We start from the raw sequence: 21,223 nt of genomic DNA on the forward strand, positions 1-21,223 counted from the left end.
TCGCCTACTTCACCGCAAACAGCGTCAGGTTCATGAAGATCTTGAACGCATAGCCGAGCGTGACGGCGCCGAGCACGCCGCCCGCCCACAGGACGACGAACCACATCCAGCCGCGCATGCGCGGCTTCGGCGCATCGGGCTGGCGATCGGCGGAATCAGTGGTGGTAGTAATGCTGGTCTTCATGGCGCACCTTGCCTCGGAATACCCAGTAACCCATCGTCGTGTAGGCGATGATGATCGGGAGGATAACCGCTGCGCCGACCAGCGTGAAGGTCTGGCTGGAACGCGGTGCCGCGGCTTCCCAGATCGTCATCGTCTGGGGAATCGCATACGGGAACAGCGTGACGAGCAGGCCGACGTAGCCGAGCAGCACGAGCGCCAGCGCGAGCACGAACGGCGTCATGTCGTGCCGGGCGCGCACCGCGCGGCGCATCCATACCGCGCACGCGGCGACCAGGAACGGCACCGGCAGCAGGCGCCAGAACAGCCCCGAGTCGAACCAGCGCTGCGCGATGGCCGGATCCTGCAGCGGCGTCCACAGGCTGACGACCGCGATGAAGCCGAGCAGCACGACCGTCAGCGGCCACACGACGCGATGCAGGCGCCGCTGCAGGTCGCCTTCCGTCTTTGCGACGAGCCAGCAGCAGCCGAGCAGCGCATAGGTCACGATCAGGCCGAGGCCGGTCAGCAGGCTGAACGGCGTGAGCCAGTCGAAGGGGTCGCCCGCGAATACGCCATCCTTCACGTTGATGCCTTGAAGGAACGCGCCGAGCGCGATCCCCTGGAAGAACGTCGCGCCGGCCGAGCCGCCGATGAACGCGAGATCCCACAGCTGCTTCGTGCGCCGCGCCTTCGCGCGGATCTCGAACGACACGCCGCGGAAGATCAGGCACACCAGCATGAAGATCAGCGGCAGGTACAGCGCCGACAGCACGGTCGAATAGACGACCGGAAACACCGCGAACAGCCCGGCGCCGCCGAGCACGAGCCACGTCTCGTTGCCGTCCCACACGGGTGCGACGGTGTTCATCATCAGGTCGCGTTCCTTCTCGTCCGGGAAGAACGGGAAGACGATGCCGATGCCGAGGTCGAAGCCGTCGAGCACGACGTACATGAAGAGCCCCAATGCGATGATCGCGGCCCAGATTACGGTGACGTCCATAGGTTTTCTCGTATGCGAAAAAGGGTGGGCTCAGACGGTCTCGAGCGGCTCGTCGACGGCCGACATCGGGCGGCGCGCGGTGTGGTCGGGGCGCGTGTCCGGGGTGTCGTCGTGCTTCACGTCGGGCAGCGCGGGGCCGGCCTTCATCAGCTTCAGCATGTAGTACACGCCGGTGCCGAACACGAGGAAGTACACGATCACGAAAGTCATCATCGACAGGCTGACCTGCTGCACCGACAGCGGCGACACCGCATGCGCGGTGCGCATCACGCCATACACGACCCACGGCTGGCGGCCCGCTTCGGTCGTCACCCAGCCCGCGAGCAGCGACACGAAGCCGGTCGGGCCCATCACGAGCGCGAAGCGCTGGAACCACTTCGATTCATACAGGCGGCCGCGGCGGCGCAGGAACCACGCGAGCGCGGCGAGGCCGATCATCGCGAAGCCGAGGCCGACCATGATGCGGAAGCTCCAGAACACGACCGTCGAATTCGGGCGATCTTCCGGCGGGAATTCCTTCAGGCCGCGGATCTCCCCGTCCCAGCTGTGCGTGAGGATCAGGCTGCCGAGGTGCGGCACCTTCACCGCGTAGCGGGTCGTTTCCGCCTTCATGTCAGGGATGCCGAACAGGTTGAGCGCGGTACCGCCCTTTTCCGTTTCCCACAGCCCTTCGATCGCGGCGATCTTCGCGGGCTGGTGCTTCAGCGTGTTGATGCCGTGCTGGTCGCCGATCAGGGCCTGCAGCGGCGCGAGTACCAGCAGCAGCCACAGCGCCATCGAGAACATCTTCTTCACGCCCTTGTCGCGGCGGCCCTTCAGCAGGTGCCAGGCGCCGGTCGCGGCCACCACCAGCGCGGCGACGATGAACGCGGCGATCGCCATGTGGAACAGGCGGTACGGGAACGACGGGTTGAAGATGATCGCGAACCAGTCGGTCGGCACGACGCGGCCGTCGACGATCTCGAAGCCCTGCGGCGTCTGCATCCAGCTGTTCGACGCGAGAATCCAGAACGTCGAGATCAGCGTGCCGATCGCGACCATCAGCGTCGCGCCGAAGTGCGCGCGCGGGCTCACGCGGTTCCAGCCGAACAGCATGATGCCGAGGAAGCCGGCCTCGAGGAAGAACGCGGTCATGACCTCGTACATCAGCAGCGGCCCGGTGACGGCGCCGGCGAAGCTCGAGAAGCCCGACCAGTTCGTGCCGAACTGGTAGCTCATCACGACGCCGGAGACGACGCCCATCCCGAACGCGACCGCGAAGATCTTCGACCAGAACAGGCAGAGGGTTTTGTAGTACTGCTTGCCGGTTTTCAGCCAGCGATATTCGAGCACGGCGATGAAGCTGGCGAGGCCGATGCTCAGCGCCGGAAAGACGATGTGAAAGGAGACGGTGAACGCGAATTGCAGGCGGGCCAGATCGAGGGCCGAAAGAGCGGTGTCCATACCAGTTGACCGAGGCTGACGATACCCGCCGGCGGGTGCCGGCGGACCCCGGCGGATGGGCGTCGGGGTTGGCTGGAGTATGGGCCGCGATGTTGCACCGCGAAATGCGCCAACTCGTCGCAGATGTCCAGCCCGTCGCGCGCATTTCCAGGGTAAATCGTTGATTCGTATCAAGAAGGCTGCTTGCGGCGCGCGCGGCCGCGGCGTGGCGGTCTGACGCACGTGCGGCAATATGGCGCGTCGCGTCATCGGAACGGTTCGGCGCGGACGCAAACGTCGCGTGACACGGCGCGTCACGGCGCCCGCGCGGCCGAACCGTTTCAGTGCGTTATCGCGTAACGCAAGCGGTCGTGCCGGCGGGCCGCGGCCGATGGGGTTTGTCACATGGGTAACGCCGCGCAACATGGGCGCGCCGGCCCGTAATGGATGACGGATCGCGCGCGGCGTAGCGTTCGGGATGTCGGGTTCGCATCGACGAACCGCCAGCCGGAGAACGTGACGTGAATGGATTGAAGCTCGCACTGGGCGCGGTGGCCGCAGTGGCGATCGCGACGGGCGGCGTGGCGCATGCCGCTCGGGTCGGAGTCTATATCGGCCCCGGCTACCCGTATTACTACCCCGTCGTCCCCGCGCCTTACTACTACCCGCCGCCCGTCGTTGCCGTGCCCGTCGATCCGGGGCCGCCGCCCGAGTACGTCGAGAAGGGCCAGCCGCAGGACGAAGGCGACGCGAACCTCTGGTACTACTGCGACGCGTCGAAGCATTACTACCCGTATGTGAAGACCTGCAAGTCGGGCTGGCGATCGGTGCCGGCGCGGCCGCAGTGACGGAGGCGCGACGATGAAATCCGTATTTCGACCGCTGCGCGTGCCGGCCGCGCTGGCGCTGGCCGGCCTGCTCGGCGCGTGCGCATACATGCCGACCGGGCCGAGCGTGATGGCGCTGCCGGGCACCGGCAAGTCGTTCGACCAGTTCCGCGCCGACGATGCGAACTGCCGCCAATACGCGTTCGAGCAATCGGGCGGCGTGAGCGCCGGGCAGGCGTCGACCGCGAGTGCGGTCGGCAGCGCGGCCGTCGGCACCGCACTGGGTGCGGCGGCCGGCGCGGCGTTCAACGGCGGCACGGGTGCGGCCGTCGGCGCGGGTGCGGGACTGCTCGCGGGCAGCGTGGTCGGCGCCGGTGCCGCGCAAGGCTCGGCCTACGACATCCAGCGCCGCTACGACTATGGCTACCTGCAATGCATGTACGCGACCGGCAACCGCGTGCCGGTGCCGGGCGGGATGAGCGGCGGCAGTGGCGGTGGCGGGTATGGCGGTGGCGGATATGGGGGCGCACCGCGCGCGGCGCCGCCGATGCCGCCGGCGGGCGTTCAACCGCCGCCGCCGCGCTACTGACGGCGGCCCGGGCGGCGTCGTACGGCATGGCGCGCACGTGCGCCAGGTGAGCCGTGCGCGCAGCGACCTTCGATACGCACACGCTGCATGAATTGCGTACACTCTGAGTCTCGTTTCGGCAGGGCCGGACGCATCGGTTCCGGTCCGCGTTTACCCAGGACTCAGCGATGATCGATTTACGCAGCGATACCGTGACACGTCCGAGCCAGGCAATGCTGGCCGCGATGACTGCCGCCGAAACCGGCGACGACGTATGGGGTGACGACCCGACCGTGCTGCGCCTGCAGGCGGTGACGGCCGAGCGGGCCGGCAAGGAAGCCGGCCTGTTCTTCCCGAGCGGCACGCAGAGCAACCTGGCCGCGCTGATGGCCCATTGCGAGCGTGGCGACGAGTACATTGTCGGCCAGCTCGCGCACACCTACAAGTACGAAGGCGGCGGTGCGGCCGTGCTCGGCAGCATCCAGCCGCAGCCGATCGAGAACGCGCCGGACGGCACGCTGCCGCTCGCGAAGATCGCCGCGGCGATCAAGCCGCTCGATAATCACTTTGCCCGCACGCGCCTGCTCGCGCTCGAAAACACGATCGGCGGCCAGGTTTTGCCGGCAGGCTACGTGCAGGAAGCCACCGCGTTCGCGCGCAGCCGCGGGTTGTCGCTGCACCTCGACGGCGCACGCGTATGCAACGCGGCCGTCGCGTCGGGGCGTTCGATCGCCGAGCTGGGCGCGCCGTTCGACAGCGTGTCGATCTGCTTCTCGAAAGGGCTTGGCGCACCGGTCGGCTCGGTGCTGGTCGGCAACCGTACGCTGATCGAGCGCGCGCAGCGCTGGCGCAAGGTGCTCGGCGGCGGGATGCGGCAGTCGGGCATTCTCGCGGCGGCCTGCCTGTATGCGCTCGACCACAATGTCGAGCGGCTCGCGGACGATCACGCGAATGCCGCGCATCTCGCCGAAGGCCTCGCGCGGATCGATACCGTGAAGGTACTGTCGCACGCGACGAACATGGTGTTCGCGCAATTCCCCGAAGCCGATTGCGCGCCGCTCGAGGCGTGGCTCAAGGAACGCGGGATTCTCACGCAGATGCTGTACGCGTCGCGCTTCGTCACGCACTGCGACGTATCGCGCGCGGACATCGATACGTTCATCGACGCGGTCGGTGCGTATTTCGCGCAACGCCGCGCGTAAGGGGGAATGCGCCGGCCGGCGGGGACGCCGGCCCGATGGCGCGAAGCAGGGGGCGGAGAGGCGACGGGGGCGATGGGGCAACCCGTCTGTCGATATCAGGCGAGCCGGCGGATCATGCTTGCCGGGGTGCATCGGCGGGCGGTGTGCCGTCGCGGAACAGCGCTTGCAGTTGCGTGCGCAGTTCGGCGCTGTCGGTGTGCTGGTGCACCTGGACCGCATGCTGCACGGCGGCCTCCAGCAGTTCGTTGTCGGAGTCGGCGGAAATCGCGACTGAGCAATTCGTCGCGCTGGGAAACTCGCGGCAATCGATGTAGCGGCGAGACATGACGTTCTCCTTGCGGGAAAGGGCGCGGCCGGATAGGCGTGATCGGCCGCGCGGCGCGTTCGCGAGGCCGATGGAAAAAGTATAGGCGGCGCGGCGGGGTTTCTCGCCTTCAGGTATACCGCACACCGCGGACTGTGGCGATGGCGGTGCTTACGGCAGCGGCGCAAGCAGCCGCCGCGCCGCTTCGACGACCCGCTCGGACAACGACGCCATCGTCGGCGACTGCACGGTCCACGCGTGCCAGTACAGCGTGACGTCGGTCGGATGCGCGGGCGCGAGATCGACGAGCCCCTGCGTGTCGAGCGGTGCACTGCCGATCAGCGGCTCCGGCACCATCGCGTAGCCGAGCCCGTGCCGCACCGCCGCGAAATGCGAATGGGTTCCCGGCACGTAGTGGCACGGGTACGCGCCGTCGGGCAACCCGAACTTCTCCTTCAGGAACGACGACTGCAGCGTATCGCGCCGCGAATACGCGACGACGGGCGCCTTGCGCGCGCTCGTGCGGTTCAGCCCGCGCGGAAACCAGCGCACCGCGAACGCGGCGGCCGCGAGCAGCCGGCAGCGCATCGTGCCGAGCGGCGTCGCGAGGCAGCCGCGCATCGGCTTCGGCTCGGTCGTCACGCAGCCCACCGCCATCCCGCTTTCGAGCAACGCGAACGTGTGGTCCTGATCTTCGACGATCAGCTCGAAGAGGATGCGCTCGCCCGCGAGCACGGACGTCAGCGCCGGCAGAAACCACGTGCCGAGGCTGTCCGAATTGAGCGCGATCGTGACCGAGATCGGCGATTCGCGCTCGGTCGCGAGCGTGCTTTGCAGGTCGGCCTGCAGCAGCGCGACGCGGCGCAGGTGCTGCAGCACGCGCTGCCCGGCCACCGTCGGGCGGCACGGCCGCGTGCGCAGCACCAGCGGCGTGCCGAGGCTCGCTTCCAGCGCGCGGACCCGCTGCGTGACGGCGGAGGCGGTCACATGCAGGCGCACGGCGGCCTGCTCGAAGCTGCCCGTGTCGGCGACGGCCAGCAGCGCGGCGGCCTGCTTCGGATCGATCGTCATCGACATGTCGGCGGGATTCCTGTGAACGTAAGACGAGAACAGCCGGTAGTGTAAGTCAGTGCGTACCGGCGGCCGGGGGCGGCGCGAGGTTCTGCCGCACCGCATTCATCGTCGGAATCGGCCGCGGCACGCATGCATACCGCACGCCGCATGCCGGTGGCGCGCGCATTTTGAACTAGGCTATATGAACGCGCGGCGCCCGGCATGTGCCATGCCGGCCCTTCGCGCGCGGACGATCGCGCGTCGCGCGCAAGCCGCGGCGCGGGCGTCGTGACGATACCCACTTGATGGAGACGAACATGTCGATTCGACTAGGCGAGGACGCGCCCGATTTCACCGCGGAGACCACCGAGGGAACGATCCGCTTTCATGAATGGATCGGCGACCACTGGGCGATCCTGTTTTCCCATCCGAAGGATTTCACGCCGGTGTGCACGACCGAACTCGGCTACATGGCCGGGCTCAAGCCGGAATTCGACAAGCGCAACACGAAGATCATCGGGCTGTCGATCGATCCGGTCAGCGATCACCGGAAGTGGGTGGCGGATATCGCCGAAACGCAGGGTCACGCGGTCAACTATCCGCTGATTGGCGACGACGAGCTGAAGGTCGCGAAGCTGTACGACATGATTCATCCGAATGCGAGCGGCGGCCCGCGCACGGCGGTCGACAACGCGACGGTTCGCTCGGTCTTCATCATCGGGCCGGACAAGAAGGTCAAGGCGATGCTTGTCTATCCGATGAGCGCGGGGCGCAATTTCGACGAGGTGCTGCGCCTGCTCGACGCGCTGCAGCTCAACGCGAAGCATACGGTGGCGACGCCGGTGAACTGGAAGCCCGGCGACGATGTCATCATTCCGACGTCGGTATCGGACGATGCGGCGAAGCAGAAGTACCCGGACGGCTTCCGGACGTTGAAGCCGTACCTGCGCTACGTGACCCAGCCGCGTTGACCGCACCGTGCCGGCCGGATGCCGGCGATGCCGGACCACGACGGGGGCGGCCCGCGCGATAGCGAAGGTCGCGGCGCGGGCCGGACGACAGCATCAGGTACGCATCGAACAAGCTTCAACCAGCGACGGAGCGACTTCGCGATGATCTTCCGGCAACTCTTCGACCCGCAATCGTCGACGTACACGTACCTGCTTGCCGACAGCGCGTCGCGCGAAGCGGTGCTGATCGATCCCGTGTTCGAGCAGGTACGCCGCGACGCGGCGCTGCTCGACGAGCTCGGGCTGCGGCTCGTCGCGACCGTCGACACGCACGTGCATGCCGATCACGTGACGGGCGCGTGGCTGCTGAAGCAGCGCACGGGCAGCACGATCGCGATCTCGGCCGCGAGCGGCGCGCAAGGCGCCGACCGCTACCTGAACGACGGCGACCGCTGCGCGTTCGGCGCGCGCTACCTGACCGTGCGCGCGACGCCCGGCCACACGAGCGGCTGCATCAGCCTCGTGCTCGACGACGAATCGATGGCGTTCACCGGCGATTGCCTGCTGATCCGCGGCACGGGCCGCACCGATTTCCAGCAGGGCGACCCGCGCGCGCTGTATCGCGCGGTGCACGGCCGGCTTTTCACGCTGCCGGCCGCGTGCCTGCTGTATCCGGCGCACGACTATCGCGGGCTCACGGTGACGAGCGTCGGTGAGGAGCGGCGCTTCAATCCGCGTCTCGGCGGCGACCTGAGCGAAGACGATTTCGCGGGCTACATGCGCAACCTCGGGCTCGCGCATCCGCGCCAGATCGACGTCGCGGTGCCGGCGAACCTGCAGTGCGGCGTCGCCGCGAACGCGCCCGATGTGCAGGCCGCGCCCGACTGGGCGCCGCTCGTCTATACGTTCGCCGGGTTCTGGGAAATCGATCCGCAATGGCTCGAGGATCATCTGCCGGCGGTGCAGGTCGTCGACGTGCGCGAGCCGGACGAATTCGCCGGCCCGCTCGGCCACCTGCCCGGCGCGACGCCGATTCCGCTCGGCGAACTGGCCGCGCGCGCCGGCGAGATCGCGCGCGACCGGCCGGTCGTGACCGTGTGCCGGGCCGGCGGGCGCTCCGCGCAGGCGACCGTCATTCTGCTGAAGGCCGGCTTCGACACGGTGGCGAATCTCGGTGGCGGGATGCTGCGCTGGCGTGCCGAAGGGCGCGTCGTGATGGACGGCCGATCGTAACGCCCCCACTCGCACGGCAAAATAAATGCCGACTCGCTGTCGAAACGGCCGCGTGCCGTTCGTCGTCAAGGTATCCGATCACGTGGCGCCGCATCACGCGGCGCCGAAACCCTGAGAGACCGCACGATGATGCCCACGCTCTACGCCCATCCCTTTTCGTCCTACTGCCAGAAGGTGCTGACCGCGCTGTACGAGAACGGCACGCCGTTCGCGTATCGCGTGCTCGCGCACGACGATCCGAAGCCGATGCAGGAGCTGGCCGCGCTGTGGCCGCTGAAGCGCTTTCCGGTGCTCGTCGATGCCGGCCGCACGGTGATCGAGGCGTCGATCATCATCGAGTATCTCGGCCTGAATTATCCGGGCCCCGTGCGCCTGCTGCCCGACGATCCGCACGCGGCGCTCGAGGTGCGGACGATGGATCGTTTCTTCGACAACTACGTGTCGACGCCGCAGCAGAAGGTCGTGTTCGACGCGCTGCGGCCGGAGGCCGAGCGCGATGCGCGCGGGGTGGCCGATGCGCGGGCGATGCTGGAGACGTCGTACGCGTGGCTGGACAAGAAGATGGCCGATCGCGAATGGGCGGCCGGCGACCGCTTCAGCCTCGCCGATTGCGGCGCGGCGCCGTTCCTGTTCTACGCGGACTGGACGCACCGGATCGATCCGTCGTTCGCGAACGTGCTGGCGTATCGCCGGCGTCTGCTGGCGCGGCCGTCGTTCGCGCGCGCGGTCGACGAGGCGCGGCCGTTTCGCCCGTTCTTTCCGCTGGGTGCGCCTGATCGCGACTGATCGGCGCGGGCGACGCGCGGCGCGCCGCCACTGCGCATGGCCGGCAGCGCGTGCCGGGGCGGCGGAACGTCAGCAGCGGCAGCATCGCGGCGTCTCCCCGTCACATCGTGTGGGTGGCCGACTGCGCGAGCGTCAGCAGTTCGTCGAACTGCGTGATCAGCTCGAAGCACAGCAGGAACGCGAGCGTGTAGGCCGGCGCGGGAAAGCGCTTGATCATCGCGAGCACCTGCGGCGCGAAGCGCGAACGGATCGCATCGCGCGTCAGCAGCCACGCGAGCGCGATGCCGATCGCGGCGCCCGCGATCAGGTCGGTCGGGTAGTGAAAGCCGAGATACGCGCGCGGCACGCAGATGAACACGACCGCATACACCAGCGCGAACACGCCGACGCGGCGCGCGATGATGAAGATGCCGGTGGCGATCGCCATCCACAGCATCGCGTGATCGCTCGGAAACGAACTCCATGCCTGCAGCGTGGCCGCGCGGAGCCCCGCCGACGGAAAGTGCAGGTGCAGGTCGGGGTTGTAGATCGGCCGTACGCGGAACGGCAGCACCTGCGCGAGCAGCCGGCCGAACGCGAGCGCGAGGAGCCCGCTCGCGATCGTCGCGACGACCCGCTCGCGTTGCCGCTCGCGGTTCGGGCCGGGCTGGAACCACAGCCAGCACAGCACGGGAATGAGCACGAAGCCCTTGAACGTGTACAGGCCCGCGATCACGCGGATCGCGTGATTCATCAGCGGGCCGAACGTGATGTGGGTGAGGAAGGTCTGGATCGGGGTGTCGAAATCGTTCATGTTCTGTGCGACCCGGGCGGACGCTCAGCGCATGACATGCGGCCGGCAGGATCGAAAAGCGCGCTCGCACCGGAGCGCAACGGGGGGCAAGTATGTCACCCGATATTTCGAAGAAAATGCGAAAAAATACCGGGAATCCCCTGATAAAACGGGGCGGTGCGGTGGGGCCGGATGGGCGAGCGCCACGTGGCGGGGCGCATCGAATCGTCCGACGTTTTCGCATCGATGCACACGGCCGCCGGAAAAATAATCGGTTGAACTGGACATTCGTTCGAGCGGGTGTGGACCTTGCGCGGGATGGGGGCTTTTCGTGCCGGATGCGCACGAATCGGCCGAGTTGCGCCGCGTCATGCGTGCGGCGATCGAAAATAAAAGAAAAGGCGGGCAAGCCCTGTGGGCCTGCCCGCCTTGGGCGTGCGATGCGGAATTTCAGTGGCGCCAGATCCGCACGGCGAGCGCGGCGAGCGACGTCACGACGGCCAGCCCGGTCACCGCATTCCAGCCTAGTTGCGCGAGCAACAAACTGCCGATCGCGGCGCCGGCCGCCATCCCGATGAACATGCCGACGAACAGCACCGCGTTGAGGCGGCTGCGCGACGCGGGGTCGATCCGGTAGACGATTGCCTGGTGCGCGATCAACGTGGCCTGCACGCCGAGGTCGAAGCCGATCGTCGCGACCGCGAGCAGCACGAGCTGGGCATGCGCCGACATCAACGGTGCGGCGGCCATCGACGCGAACGACACCGTCGCGATACCGATGCCGATGCGCGTGACGCGTTCGGGGCCGTGATGGTCGGCCAGGCGCCCGGCAATCGGCGCGGCCAGCGCACCAGCCGCACCTGCGAGCCCGAACGCGCCCGCAGCCGCGCTGCCGAGGTGGAACGGTGCGCCGTGCAGCATCACCGCGAGCGTCGACCAGAACGCGCTGAACCCGACGGCCAGCAGCCCCTGCGCGAGCGCGGCGCGGCGCAGCGCCGGATGCTGGCGCCACAACTGGCCGAGCGACCCGATCAGTGCGCGATACGGCAGGCGCGTGGTCGGCTCGAAGTGCGGCAGCCCGCGCGCGGCCACGACGCCGATCACGGCGACGCTGACGGCCGCGAGCGCGAACATCGCGCGCCAGCCGGCCGTTTCGGCGACGAACCCGGCCACGACCCGCGACAGCAGGATGCCGAGCAGCAGCCCCGTCATCACCGTGCCGACGATGCGGCCGCGATGCGCGTCGTGCGCGAGCGTCGCGGCGGCCGGCACGACGTCCTGCGCCATCGTCGCCGCAAGGCCGATCGCGAAGCTCGCCACGAGCAGCAGCCCGAGCGACGGCGCGATGGCGGCGAGCAGCAGCGCGACGACCAGCGTCGCGGCCTTGGTCACGATCACGCGGCGGCGGTCGAAACGGTCGCCGAGCGGCGCGAGCAGCAGGATGCCGAGCGCATAGCCGAGTTGCGTGAGCGTCGGCACGAAGCCGATCGCCCGTGCCGACGCGCCGAGATCGGGCCCGAGCGCGCCGAGCATCGGCTGCGCGTAGTAGAGCGGCGCGACCGCGAGGCCGGCGGCGGCCGCGAGCAGCAGCACGAGCCGGCGATCGGGCATCGAATGGGCGGCCGGGTGGGCCGGGGCGTGAGCGGCGCGGGGCGCGGCATCGAGACGGGACGGGGTGGACATGGCGTGCATCCTGGTTGCGATGAAGGAATGGACGCGAGTGTGGCGGCATGCGGCCGGCCACGGTAGTGCCGCCCTGTGCAGATTTGTTATACGCTTCACGAATGACCGAAAAATCTCCGTTCTCTCCCGCTGCTGGCGGGTCTGCGCGCATTCAGGCGGTGCCGGTGGACGGCGCCGGCTATCGTTTCGAGCTGATGGAAACCTTCGTACGCATAGTCGAAGCCGGCAGCCTGTCGGCCGCGGCCGCGCAACTGCATACGACCCAGCCGACGATCAGCCGGCGGCTGCAGGCGCTCGAGCGCTCGCTCGGCATGCGGCTCCTGCAGCGGACCACGCACACGATGCGGCTGACCGTCGACGGCGAGCGCTGCTTCAAGCGCGCGAAGGAACTGCTGGCGAACTGGGCGGCGTTCGAGGCCGATCTGCGCGGCGCGCAAGAGGAGCCGGACGGGCTGTTGCGGGTCGCGGTGCCGCACGCGTTCGGCCAGGAGCGTTTCGTCGAGCCGCTCGCGCGGTTCCTGCGCGACTATCCGCGCGTGTCGGTCGAGTGGCTGCTGCAGGACGAGGTGCGGGATTTCGTCGGCAGCGGCATCGATTGCGCGATCCAGGTGGGGGAGCCGACCGATCCGGCCGTGGTCGCGATCCGGCTCTCGAAGGTGCCGCGCTTCGTGGTCGCCTCGCCGTCCGTGCTGAACGGCGCCGACGTGCCGGCCGACCCCGATGCGCTCGCCGCGCTGCCGTGGCTCGCGCTGCGCACGTATTACCGCACGGAGCTGGCGCTCACGCATTCGGTCACGGGCGAGACGCGACGCATTGCGATGCGCCCGCGCATCACCACCGCGAACCTGTACGCGCTGCGCAGTGCGGCGCTGCTGGGGGTGGGGGCGTGCGTCGGCTCGTCATGGATGCTGGCCGATCACCTCGCGCGCGGCGAGCTCGTGCACCTCGCGCCCGAGTGGCAGGCCGCGCCGCTGCCCGTCTACCTGACCTACCCGCATGCGCAGTTCTATCCGTCGCGGCTCGTGCGGTTCGCCGCGATGATGCGCGAGGCCGTGCCGGGGCTCGTCGAAGGGCGCGATACCTGACCTCCGATGCGGGATGTGCCGCAAGCGGAGGGCGGCGGGCGGCCGCAGCGGCTTCAGCCGCGCCGGATCCCTTCAGGCAGCGCGCTGATGCGGCGCACCTCGGGCGAATCGAGCCATGCGCGCGACGTCGCGCAGTCGGCGTACATATCGGTCGCATCCTCGCCCCAGAACAGGTCGCCGTCGAGTGCGAAGGTCGGCACGCCGAATACGCCGTGCGCGATCGCATCGTCGGTGTTCGCGCGCAGCGCGTCCTTCACCGGCTGGGCGTCGACGGCCGTCACGCCTTCCGGAAAGCCGACCGCTTCGCACAGCGCGGCGAAACCTTCCGGCGTCGACACGTCCTGGCCGTCACGCCAGATATGCCGGAAGATCCGCCGGATCGCGTCGGGAGAATTGCCCATCGCGATCGCGAGGCGCAGCGGCTTGATCGGATTGAACGGGTGCGCGGGCGGCATCCGGAACGCAATGCCGAGCTTGTCCGCGCGATATTGCGCGTGGCGATAGGTGAAGACGCGTTTCGCCGCGATCTCGGCCGGCGCTTTCTGGCCCCAGTGCGCGAGCAGTGCGCCGAGCACGATGGGCTTCGGCTCGAACGCGGCGGCGGCCGGCAACCGGTCGAATTGCTCCTGCTGCAGGTAGGCGAACGGCGAAACGAAATCGAAATACCAGGTGGCGGTGCGCGCGGCGTTCATGGTGGCGGCCCTCAAGCGTGTCCGGTTGGCGGTGGCTCGCGCGGCACGCCCGCAGGCGGCGCGCGATGCATGCATCGGCGGCCAGTGTCGCACGCAGCCGCCTTTTGCGCAGTGGCGTGGCCAGGCGCGCGCCGCTGCCGGTTATGACGCCGCGTCGCCGTGGTCCGCTGGCGATGCGAGCCGCGCGAGGCTGTCGCGCACGGCCGCTGCGTCGTAGCGTGCGCCTGAGCCGCCGAGCGCGACGGTCGCCTTCTGTGCGAGCGGCAACAGCATCGCGAGCGCCGCCGCCATGGCCGGTGCGTCGGCGAGCCGCGATTTCGGGCCCGATACGGTCAGCGCGCCGACACACTCGCCGGCCGCCCCGAACACGGGCGCGGATGCCGACGCCGTCTCCGGGTCGCGCTCGCCGTACGACGCGGCCCACAGCTGTTCGCGCACGTCGTGCCATTGCGCATCCTGCATGTCGGTAAACGCCAGCAGCACCTTCCCGGACGCGCCCTGGCGCACCGGAAACTCCTCGCCGACACGAATCGACACGCGCACCGCACGGGCGGGCTCGACCCGGTACAGCACCGAGCGCATGTCGCCCTGGCGCACGTAGAACGAAGCCGTTTCGCCGAGTTCGCGGCTCAGCGTCTCGAGCAGCGGCTCGACCACCGGGCCGACCCGGAACGAACGCTGATACAGCGCCGCGAGCCGCAGCGGCTCGTGTCCGATCGCGTACTGGCCGTCGTCGAGCTTGCGCATGAAGCCGCCATGTTCGAGCGCCGTGAGCAGGCGCAGGATCGTGCTCTTGTACAGCCCAGTGCGGCGCGACAGCTCCGCGAGCGACAGCCGGTCGTCGGTCTGCCCGAACGCACGGAGGATCGCGAACGCGCGATCGAGCACGGCGACGCCGCTGGACGCTTCTTCGACCGGTGAATCGGGCTCGCTGCCGGCGTGATCGGTTTGAGTCTTGGGCACTCCCTGCTTCCTTCTGAGGACGATCGATCGACTATATCGTTCTGCCTGACAGAACTCAAGTTCCAAAAAATCGCAATCTCACGGGTATACCCCGCTTACCGCCCATTCAACGCGCGCATAGAGTTCTATCAAACAGAACTATGTTCTTTCAGACAGAACGATGGGGTGTCAAATGAGCGTTTCCGAATATCCGAAGGTGCTGGTCAGCGAGGTCGGGCCGCGCGACGGCCTGCAGAGCATCCAGGCCGTGATGCCGACGGCCGGCAAGCTGCGCTGGATCACCGCGCTGGCCGCGGCCGGCCTGCGCGAGATCGAGGTCGGGTCGTTCGTGCCGGCGAAGCTGTTGCCGCAGATGGCCGATGTGCGCGAAGTCGTCGCGCACGCGCTGGCGATTCCCGGGCTGCACGTCGCCGCGCTCGCGCCGAACCTGCGCGGCGCCGAGGGCGCATTCGAGGCCGGCGTGCACAAGCTGACGCTGCCGGTCTCGGTGACGGAAGCGCATTCGCTGGCGAACATCCGCAAGACGCCCGCGCAGATGATCGACGAGGTGCGTGCGATCGTCGCGCTGCGCAATGAGCGGTTTCCGTCGGTGCAGATCGAGGCGGGCGTGTCGGTCGCGTTCGGCTGTACGATCGCGGGCGCGGTGAGCGACGACGAGACGATCGCGATGGCGGCGGCGATGGCCGAATGCGGCGTCGACGAGATCGGGCTGTCCGACACGAGCGGCTATGCGAATCCGGCGCAGGTGCGCCGGCTGTTCCTGCGGCTGCAGCGCGAAGTCGGCGACAAGGCCGGCGGCGCGCATTTCCACAACACGCGCGGGCAGGGGCTCGCGAACGTGGTCGCGGCGCTCGACGCGGGCGTAACCACGATCGACGCGAGCCAGGGCGGCCTCGGCGGCTGCCCGTATGCGCCGGGCGCGACCGGCAACATCGTTACCGAGGATCTCGTGTTCCTGCTCGAGGCGATGGGATTCGACACGGGTATCGACGTCGACGCGCTGCTCGCCGCGCGCGCGATCCTGCACGCGGCGCTGCCGGCCGAGGCGCTATACGGCCATGTGCCGGACGCCGGGTTGCCGAAGGGCTTCCGTTACGCGGACGGCCGCGCTCCGAGCGCGGTGCAACCGGAAGGATGCCTGACGGGAGTCGCGCAATGAACGACCAACAACCGGCTTCGACGCTGCCGTACGCAGGCACGCGCGTGATCGAGATGACGCACATGGTGATGGGCCCGACCTGCGGGATGCTGCTCGCCGATCTCGGCGCGGAGGTCATCAAGATCGAACCGATCGCGGGCGACAGCACGCGCGCGCTGCGCGGTTCCGGCGCGGGCTTCTTCGGGATGTTCAACCGCAACAAGAAGAGCCTCGCGGTCGACGTGAAGGATCCGCGCGGGCTGGAGATCGTGCTGCGACTCGTCGCGACCGCGGACGTGTTCAGCGAGAACTTCAAGAGCGGCACGATGGACCGGCTCGGCCTCGGCTATCCGGCGCTCTTCTCGCTGAATCCGCGCCTCGTGTACGTGTCGCACAAGGGCTTCCTGCCGGGGCCGTACGAGCATCGCACCGCGCTCGACGAAGTGGTGCAGATGATGGGCGGCCTCGCATACATGACGGGCCCGGAAGGGCGGCCGTTGCGCGCGGGGGCGAGCGTGAACGACATCATGGGCGGCATGTTCGGCGCGATCGGCGCGATGGCCGCGCTCGCGCAGCGCGAACGCACCGGCCGCGGCCAGCAGGTGCAGAGTTCGCTGTTCGAGAACAACGTGTTCCTCGTCGCGCAGCACATGATGCAGTTCGCGGTGACCGGGCAGGCCGCATCGCCGATGCCGAGCCGGATTTCCGCGTGGGCCGTCTACGACGTGTTTTCAGTCAAGGATGACGAACAGATCTTTCTCGCGGTCGTATCGGACACGCAGTGGGCGCTGTTCTGCGACGCGTTCGGCCTGGCCGCGCTGAAGGACGATCCGCGCGTCGCGACCAACAACCTGCGCGTGCAGGCGCGCGACTGGCTGCTGCCCGAGTTGCGCGCGCGGCTCGCGCCGCATTCGGCCGCGGAGATCGGCGCGATCTTCGAATCGAACGGCCTGCCGTACGCGCCGATCACGAAACCGCAGGACCTGTTCGACGATCCGCACCTGCTCGCCACGGGCGGCCTCGAGGCCGTGACGTTGCCGGCCGACGCGAGCAGCGCCGGGCGGCCGGTCGACACCCGCACCGCGCTGCTGCCGCTGACGCTTGCCGGCGAACGCCTGCGGCTGCGCACGGCGCCGCCCGCACTCGGCCAGGACACGCGCGCGCTGCTCGGCGAGCTCGGCTACACGCCGGACGATGCGCGTGCGCTGATCGAAGCCGGCGTCGTCGCGGGCCAGCATGGCGCGGACGACGCGGCGCCGGGCGGCGCGCCGTCACCGAACGAACTGGCGAGCGCGTAGCGCGGCCGCGATTCACCGAACGAACAAAGGCGTCCCGGCCGTGCCACGCACGGGCGCGGCCGCCCCCTCCACGGAGACAACCATGACATCCGCTTCCCCGGCACTGGCCGACGATCGCGAGACCGACGCGTCGCTCGAGCAACGGGCCGTGCGCAAGGCCGCGTGGCGCTTCATTCCGCTGCTCGCGCTCGCGTACTTCTTCAACTATCTGGACCGCACGAGCGTCGGCTTCGCGGCGCTGACGATGAACCGCGACCTCGGGCTGACCGCGACGCAGTTCGGCTGGGGCGCGGGGATCATGTTCGCCGGCTACTGCTTGTTCGAGGTGCCGAGCAATCTCGCGCTGTACCGTTTCGGCGCGCGGCGCTGGCTTGCCCGCATCATGATCACGTGGGGGCTGATGGCGGCTGCGACCGCGCTCGCGACCGGGCCGACGAGTTTCTACGCGATCCGGCTGCTGCTCGGTATCGGCGAAGCCGGATTCTTTCCGGGCGTGATCTTCTTCCTTGCCGTGTGGTTTCCGGCGAGCTACCGCACGCGCGTGCTGGCGTGGTTCACCGTGTCGACGCCGCTGTCGTCGCTGATCGGCGGTCCGTTGTCGACGTGGCTGCTGCAGCTCGACGGCGTGCTCGGGCTGGCCGGCTGGAAGTGGATGTTCATCGTCGAAGGGCTGCCGGCGTGCGCGCTCGGTTTTCTCGTGCTGAAGCTGCTGTCCGATTCGCCGGCGCATGCCGCGTGGCTGTCCGACGACGAGCGGGCGGCGCTGCAGCGTGCGTTCGAGCGCGACGGCGCGGCCGCCGGCCGCAAGAAGCGCTTCGGCGTCGCGCTGCGCGACGTGCGCGTGTACCTGCTCGCGCTGATCTCGTTCGGCTTCACGATGGGGTCCTACGGGATCGGCATCTGGCTGCCGCAGATGCTGAAGGCGCACGGCATGTCGACGATGCAGACGGGCTGGCTGTCCGCGGTGCCGTACTTCTTCGCGACCATCGCGCTGCTGTGGTGGGCGAAGCGCGTGGACCGGCGCGGCGGCCCGGTCGCGAACCTGGCGATCGGGCTGTTCATCGGCGCGGTGGCGCTCGGCGTGTCGACGCACTTCCTGACGCTCGGGCCGGCACTCGTCGGCATCACGCTTGCGCTGATCGGCACGATCGCCGGCCGCACGATCTTCTACACGCTGCCGTCGCGCTTCCTGTCCGGCCAGGCCGCGGCCGGCGGGCTCGCGCTGATCAACTCGATCGGCGCGCTCGGCGGCTTCGCGGGCCCTTATCTCGTCGGCTACCTGAAGGACAGCTTCGGCACCTTTACCGCCGGCATGCTCGGCCTCGCGATCGTGCTGGCGATCACGACGCTGCTCACGCTGTCGTTGTATGCGTTCGACCGGAGCGAATGACATGGATATGACGATGTCGATCAAGCGACGCCGGCTGCTCGGCGCGGCCGCCGCCTCGCTCGCGCTGCCCGCGTTCACGGGGACGCGCGCGGCCACCCAGGAAGGAGTTTCCCGCATGACGACGCAAAGCAACTATCTCGCGGTCCGCCCCGACTGGCTCGCGTCGGCGCTCGAACCCGCGCTCGAGCCCGACCTGCCGATCGTCGACGCGCATCATCATTTCTATGAGCGGCCGGGCTGGATCTACATGCTCGACGACTATCTGCAGGATGCGCGCTCGGGCCACAACATCCAGGCGTCCGTCTACATGCAGGCGCAGACGCGCTATCGCGACTCGGGCCCGGCCGAACTGAAACCAGTGGGCGAGACGGCCTACGTCGCCGGCGTGACCGAACCGCTGCAGCACGGCCCGGTGGCGGTCGCGAAAGGCATCGTCGGCCACGCGGACCTGCGTCTCGGCGAACGCGTGCGCGAGGTGCTCGAAGCGCATCTCGAAGCCGGTCGCGGGCGCTTCCGCGGCGTTCGTCACCTGACGACCTGGGACGCCGATTCGACGCTCGCCAATCCGCTGTCGGCGGTGCCGCGCGGGCTGCTGCTCGATCCCGCGTACCGGGCGGGCGTCGCGCAGCTCGCGCCGCTCGGGCTTTCGTACGACGCGTGGCTGTTCTTCCCGCAACTGCCCGAACTGTTCGAGCTGGCGAAGGCGAACCCCGATACGCGCGTCATCATCAATCACTGCGGCGGTATCGTGCGGATCGCCAGTTATGCCGACAAGCGGCCGGAGGTGTTCGAGCGCTGGTCGGCGTCGATGCGCACGCTCGCGCAACTGCCGAACGTGTACGTGAAGGTCGGCGGCCTCGGGATGCGCATCAACGGTTTCGATTTCGAGAAGAGCGAACGGCCGCCGTCTTCCGCGCAACTCGCCGACACGTGGAAGCCGTGGATGATGACCTGCATCGACGCGTTCGGCCCCGGACGCTGCATGTTCGAGAGCAATTTCCCGGTCGACAAGGGCTCGTATTCGTTCGTGAACGGCTGGAATGCGTTCAAGCGGCTGACCGCGCAGGCGAGCCCTGACGAGCGCGACGCGCTGTTCCGCGGCACGGTCACGCGCGCTTACCGGCTCGGCTGACGCGCGCCGCGACGGGTCCGGCGCTTGCTTACCCGGCCTCCACCAGCGCCGCGAGCCGCGCCAGCGCCATCTGCCAGCCCGTTTCGTTATCGGCGGCCGGCACGCCCGGCGGCACCCCGTCGTGCACCGCGTCCACGCGCGTGCCGCCCGCTTCGTCGGACAGCGTGATCGTGATCGTCATGGCGCCGCGCAGCATCGGGTCGTCGGTTTCGAACACGTCGATCTCGACGATCTGCTCGTCCGGCACGAGCGTGACGAAGCGGCCGTGATAGGTATCGGTGCGCGCGGTGGTCTTGCCGGTGCCGGCCGACGACGCGTCGTAGCTCAGCGATACCCGCAGCGCACCGCCTTCGCGCGCGTCGTACGCATGCACGCGGCAGGTCATGCCGTCGGGCACCTTCCATTGCTCGACCGCGTGCGGATCGAGCAAGGCGCGGTAGACGCGGCCGCGCGGGGCGTTCAGGTGCCGGCTGACCCGGGTCGAATGCGTGTGCGTGTGCAACATGTGGCCTCCCGCGGCGTGCGCACGACGGTGCACGCCGGCGGCCGGCGTGTCGTCATGCTTCCTTCAGGAATCCTAGGCGCGCGAACGGCGGCATGCAATGACCGCACACGCGGTCGCGCTCGGCTCAGCGCAATGCGGCCGCGAATTCGTCGAGCTGCGTGATGCAGGTGTTCCAGCCCTCGAAGAAGCCGAGCGCTTCGTGGCGCTCGCGCGTGGCGGCGTCCGGATGCATCACGCGCGCTTCGTAACGGCTGCCCATATCGTCGTCGGCCATCGTGATGATCGCGGTGAAGCCCATCCACGGCGCCTGCGGCCGCCAGCCGCCCGTGAGCATCGACGTGAACGCGATGCGCGATTCCGGCACGATCTCGAGGAAGCAGCCGGGATTGTCGCTGGTGCCCCCATCGGGGCCGCGCATGTAGGTGTGGAAGGCGCCGCCCGGCCGCAGGTCGAACGCGCGCACTTCGGTGGTCCACGGTTTCGGGCACCACCATTGCTTCAGCAGTTCGGGGTCGGTCCATGCACGCCACAGCGCGTGGCGCGGCGCACGCAGCGTGCGCGTGATGACGAGATCGTGGGCTTCAACGGGGTCGACGGGGCTGGCTGACATCTTGCTCCTCCTGGTGACGGCGTTCGACGAATTCGACGAGACGATCGGATCGGGCTTCCCACAGCGCACGCTGCTCGGCAAGCCATGCCTCGGCTTCGGTCAGCCGGCTGCCGACCAGCGTGCAGGTGCGCGAGCGGCCGGCCTTGCGGGTCTGGACGAGACCGCTGCGCTCGAGCACGGCGACGTGCTTCATGAACGACGGCAGCGCCATGTCGAACGGTTCGGCCAGCGCGGAGACGGTCCGTTCGCCGTGGCCGAGCATGCTGACGATCGCGCAGCGCGTCGGATCGGCGAGGGCGTGGAAAACGTCGCTGATGCCGGGTTGAAAGTTAGCCATGTGGCTAAGTATAGGGGAGGCGAACGGCGATGCAACGGAAATTTTCGTCGCGTAGGATGATGGGGCGGTAACACGCGCCGACCGGGTGCGGGGTTGCCGAGCGCCTGCCG

The 21,223-nt window shown here is 68.8% G+C and carries 23 protein-coding genes; 11 read left to right on the top strand and 12 right to left on the bottom strand.

The genetic code is table 11. From position 1 onward, the window contains the following. Positions 1-4: 4 nt before the first annotated feature. The 3 genes from LGM56_RS27695 to LGM56_RS27705 are packed head-to-tail and all read right to left on the bottom strand — an operon-like array spanning position 5 to position 2,606. Positions 5-184 carry a hypothetical protein gene (locus tag LGM56_RS27695; protein WP_089496049.1) on the bottom strand — a complete coding sequence of 60 codons (180 nt, stop codon included), beginning with the start codon at positions 182-184 and terminating at the stop codon, positions 5-7. After that, entirely contained in the window at positions 156-1,163 is a 1,008-nt protein-coding gene (gene cydB, locus LGM56_RS27700) for a cytochrome d ubiquinol oxidase subunit II (RefSeq protein ID WP_226207278.1), read from the bottom strand. The genes LGM56_RS27695 and cydB overlap by 29 nt, the downstream gene beginning before the upstream one ends. 30 nt (positions 1,164-1,193) lie before the next feature. Beyond that, positions 1,194-2,606: a cytochrome ubiquinol oxidase subunit I gene (locus LGM56_RS27705; protein ID WP_089496050.1), complete on the bottom strand. Its 1,413-nt coding sequence runs from the start codon at positions 2,604-2,606 to the stop codon at positions 1,194-1,196. Positions 2,607-3,106: 500 nt separating this feature from the next. Between LGM56_RS27705 and LGM56_RS27710 the strand changes: the two genes are divergently transcribed. From LGM56_RS27710 to ltaE, 3 genes are all read left to right on the top strand, one after another. Beyond that, on the top strand, positions 3,107-3,433 hold the full coding sequence (locus LGM56_RS27710) for a hypothetical protein (protein ID WP_039364383.1): 327 nt from the start codon (positions 3,107-3,109) through the stop codon (positions 3,431-3,433). 13 nt (positions 3,434-3,446) lie between these two features. Next, on the top strand, positions 3,447-4,001 hold the full coding sequence (locus LGM56_RS27715) for a YMGG-like glycine zipper-containing protein (protein ID WP_226207279.1): 555 nt from the start codon (positions 3,447-3,449) through the stop codon (positions 3,999-4,001). 167 nt (positions 4,002-4,168) lie between these two features. After that, positions 4,169-5,182: a low-specificity L-threonine aldolase gene (gene ltaE / locus LGM56_RS27720; RefSeq protein WP_226207280.1), complete on the top strand. Its 1,014-nt coding sequence runs from the start codon at positions 4,169-4,171 to the stop codon at positions 5,180-5,182. A 112-nt stretch (positions 5,183-5,294) separates the two neighbouring features. On the opposite strand, the gene LGM56_RS27725 is transcribed toward ltaE, so the two are convergent. After that, a complete protein-coding gene (locus LGM56_RS27725) occupies positions 5,295-5,507 on the bottom strand; it encodes a DUF1059 domain-containing protein (RefSeq protein WP_089496053.1) in 213 nt (70 codons plus the stop codon). Between the two features lie 150 nt (positions 5,508-5,657). After that, positions 5,658-6,563 (bottom strand): HTH-type transcriptional regulator ArgP, encoded by a 906-nt coding sequence (locus LGM56_RS27730; protein ID WP_226207281.1) that lies wholly within the window; start codon positions 6,561-6,563, stop codon positions 5,658-5,660. A gap of 293 nt (positions 6,564-6,856) precedes the next feature. Between LGM56_RS27730 and LGM56_RS27735 the strand changes: the two genes are divergently transcribed. From LGM56_RS27735 to LGM56_RS27745, 3 genes are all read left to right on the top strand, one after another. After that, entirely contained in the window at positions 6,857-7,510 is a 654-nt protein-coding gene (locus tag LGM56_RS27735) for a peroxiredoxin (protein WP_089428890.1), read from the top strand. 141 nt (positions 7,511-7,651) lie between these two features. Next, positions 7,652-8,722 carry a rhodanese-like domain-containing protein gene (locus tag LGM56_RS27740; protein WP_226207282.1) on the top strand — a complete coding sequence of 357 codons (1,071 nt, stop codon included), beginning with the start codon at positions 7,652-7,654 and terminating at the stop codon, positions 8,720-8,722. Between the two features lie 126 nt (positions 8,723-8,848). After that, positions 8,849-9,508: a glutathione S-transferase family protein gene (locus LGM56_RS27745; protein ID WP_089496054.1), complete on the top strand. Its 660-nt coding sequence runs from the start codon at positions 8,849-8,851 to the stop codon at positions 9,506-9,508. 100 nt (positions 9,509-9,608) lie between these two features. Here the strand turns inward: LGM56_RS27745 and LGM56_RS27750 are convergent, their stop codons facing one another. Next, positions 9,609-10,301: a phosphatase PAP2 family protein gene (locus LGM56_RS27750; protein ID WP_226207283.1), complete on the bottom strand. Its 693-nt coding sequence runs from the start codon at positions 10,299-10,301 to the stop codon at positions 9,609-9,611. A gap of 429 nt (positions 10,302-10,730) precedes the next feature. Continuing rightward, on the bottom strand, positions 10,731-11,963 hold the full coding sequence (locus tag LGM56_RS27755; protein ID WP_226207284.1) for an MFS transporter: 1,233 nt from the start codon (positions 11,961-11,963) through the stop codon (positions 10,731-10,733). Between the two features lie 101 nt (positions 11,964-12,064). Here LGM56_RS27755 and LGM56_RS27760 point away from each other — a divergent pair, with 101 nt between their 5' ends. Next, positions 12,065-13,048, top strand: a complete 984-nt coding sequence (locus tag LGM56_RS27760) for a LysR family transcriptional regulator (protein ID WP_226207285.1) — start codon at positions 12,065-12,067, stop codon at positions 13,046-13,048. Between the two features lie 53 nt (positions 13,049-13,101). On the opposite strand, the gene LGM56_RS27765 is transcribed toward LGM56_RS27760, so the two are convergent. Beyond that, positions 13,102-13,740 carry a 2-hydroxychromene-2-carboxylate isomerase gene (locus tag LGM56_RS27765; RefSeq protein ID WP_226207286.1) on the bottom strand — a complete coding sequence of 213 codons (639 nt, stop codon included), beginning with the start codon at positions 13,738-13,740 and terminating at the stop codon, positions 13,102-13,104. A gap of 141 nt (positions 13,741-13,881) precedes the next feature. Beyond that, positions 13,882-14,703: an IclR family transcriptional regulator gene (locus LGM56_RS27770; RefSeq protein WP_089496059.1), complete on the bottom strand. Its 822-nt coding sequence runs from the start codon at positions 14,701-14,703 to the stop codon at positions 13,882-13,884. Between the two features lie 172 nt (positions 14,704-14,875). Here LGM56_RS27770 and LGM56_RS27775 point away from each other — a divergent pair, with 172 nt between their 5' ends. The 4 genes from LGM56_RS27775 (at position 14,876) to LGM56_RS27790 (ending at position 19,661) form a co-directional block, all read left to right on the top strand. After that, positions 14,876-15,862 carry a hydroxymethylglutaryl-CoA lyase gene (locus LGM56_RS27775; protein ID WP_206151014.1) on the top strand — a complete coding sequence of 329 codons (987 nt, stop codon included), beginning with the start codon at positions 14,876-14,878 and terminating at the stop codon, positions 15,860-15,862. Then, positions 15,859-17,139: a CaiB/BaiF CoA transferase family protein gene (locus tag LGM56_RS27780; protein WP_226207287.1), complete on the top strand. Its 1,281-nt coding sequence runs from the start codon at positions 15,859-15,861 to the stop codon at positions 17,137-17,139. Before LGM56_RS27775 ends, LGM56_RS27780 begins: the two co-directional genes overlap by 4 nt. 82 nt (positions 17,140-17,221) lie before the next feature. Beyond that, entirely contained in the window at positions 17,222-18,529 is a 1,308-nt protein-coding gene (locus LGM56_RS27785; RefSeq protein WP_089496062.1) for an MFS transporter, read from the top strand. Positions 18,530-18,536: 7 nt separating this feature from the next. Next, positions 18,537-19,661 (top strand): amidohydrolase family protein, encoded by a 1,125-nt coding sequence (locus LGM56_RS27790; protein WP_226207386.1) that lies wholly within the window; start codon positions 18,537-18,539, stop codon positions 19,659-19,661. A 28-nt stretch (positions 19,662-19,689) separates the two neighbouring features. Here the strand turns inward: LGM56_RS27790 and LGM56_RS27795 are convergent, their stop codons facing one another. The 3 genes from LGM56_RS27795 to LGM56_RS27805 all read right to left on the bottom strand — a co-directional run bounded on the left by LGM56_RS27795 (position 19,690) and on the right by LGM56_RS27805 (position 21,113). Next, complete coding sequence (locus tag LGM56_RS27795; RefSeq protein WP_226207288.1) at positions 19,690-20,166, bottom strand: SRPBCC family protein; 477 nt, start codon at positions 20,164-20,166, stop codon at positions 19,690-19,692. A 124-nt stretch (positions 20,167-20,290) separates the two neighbouring features. Further along, a complete protein-coding gene (locus LGM56_RS27800) occupies positions 20,291-20,776 on the bottom strand; it encodes an SRPBCC family protein (protein ID WP_089496063.1) in 486 nt (161 codons plus the stop codon). Continuing rightward, positions 20,748-21,113: an ArsR/SmtB family transcription factor gene (locus LGM56_RS27805; RefSeq protein WP_089428903.1), complete on the bottom strand. Its 366-nt coding sequence runs from the start codon at positions 21,111-21,113 to the stop codon at positions 20,748-20,750. Before LGM56_RS27805 ends, LGM56_RS27800 begins: the two co-directional genes overlap by 29 nt. Between the last annotated feature and the right edge of the window lie 110 nt (positions 21,114-21,223).

Origin of the sequence: Burkholderia sp. AU38729 (assembly GCF_020419725.1) — a bacterium.
In the GTDB taxonomy this organism is placed as follows: domain Bacteria; phylum Pseudomonadota; class Gammaproteobacteria; order Burkholderiales; family Burkholderiaceae; genus Burkholderia.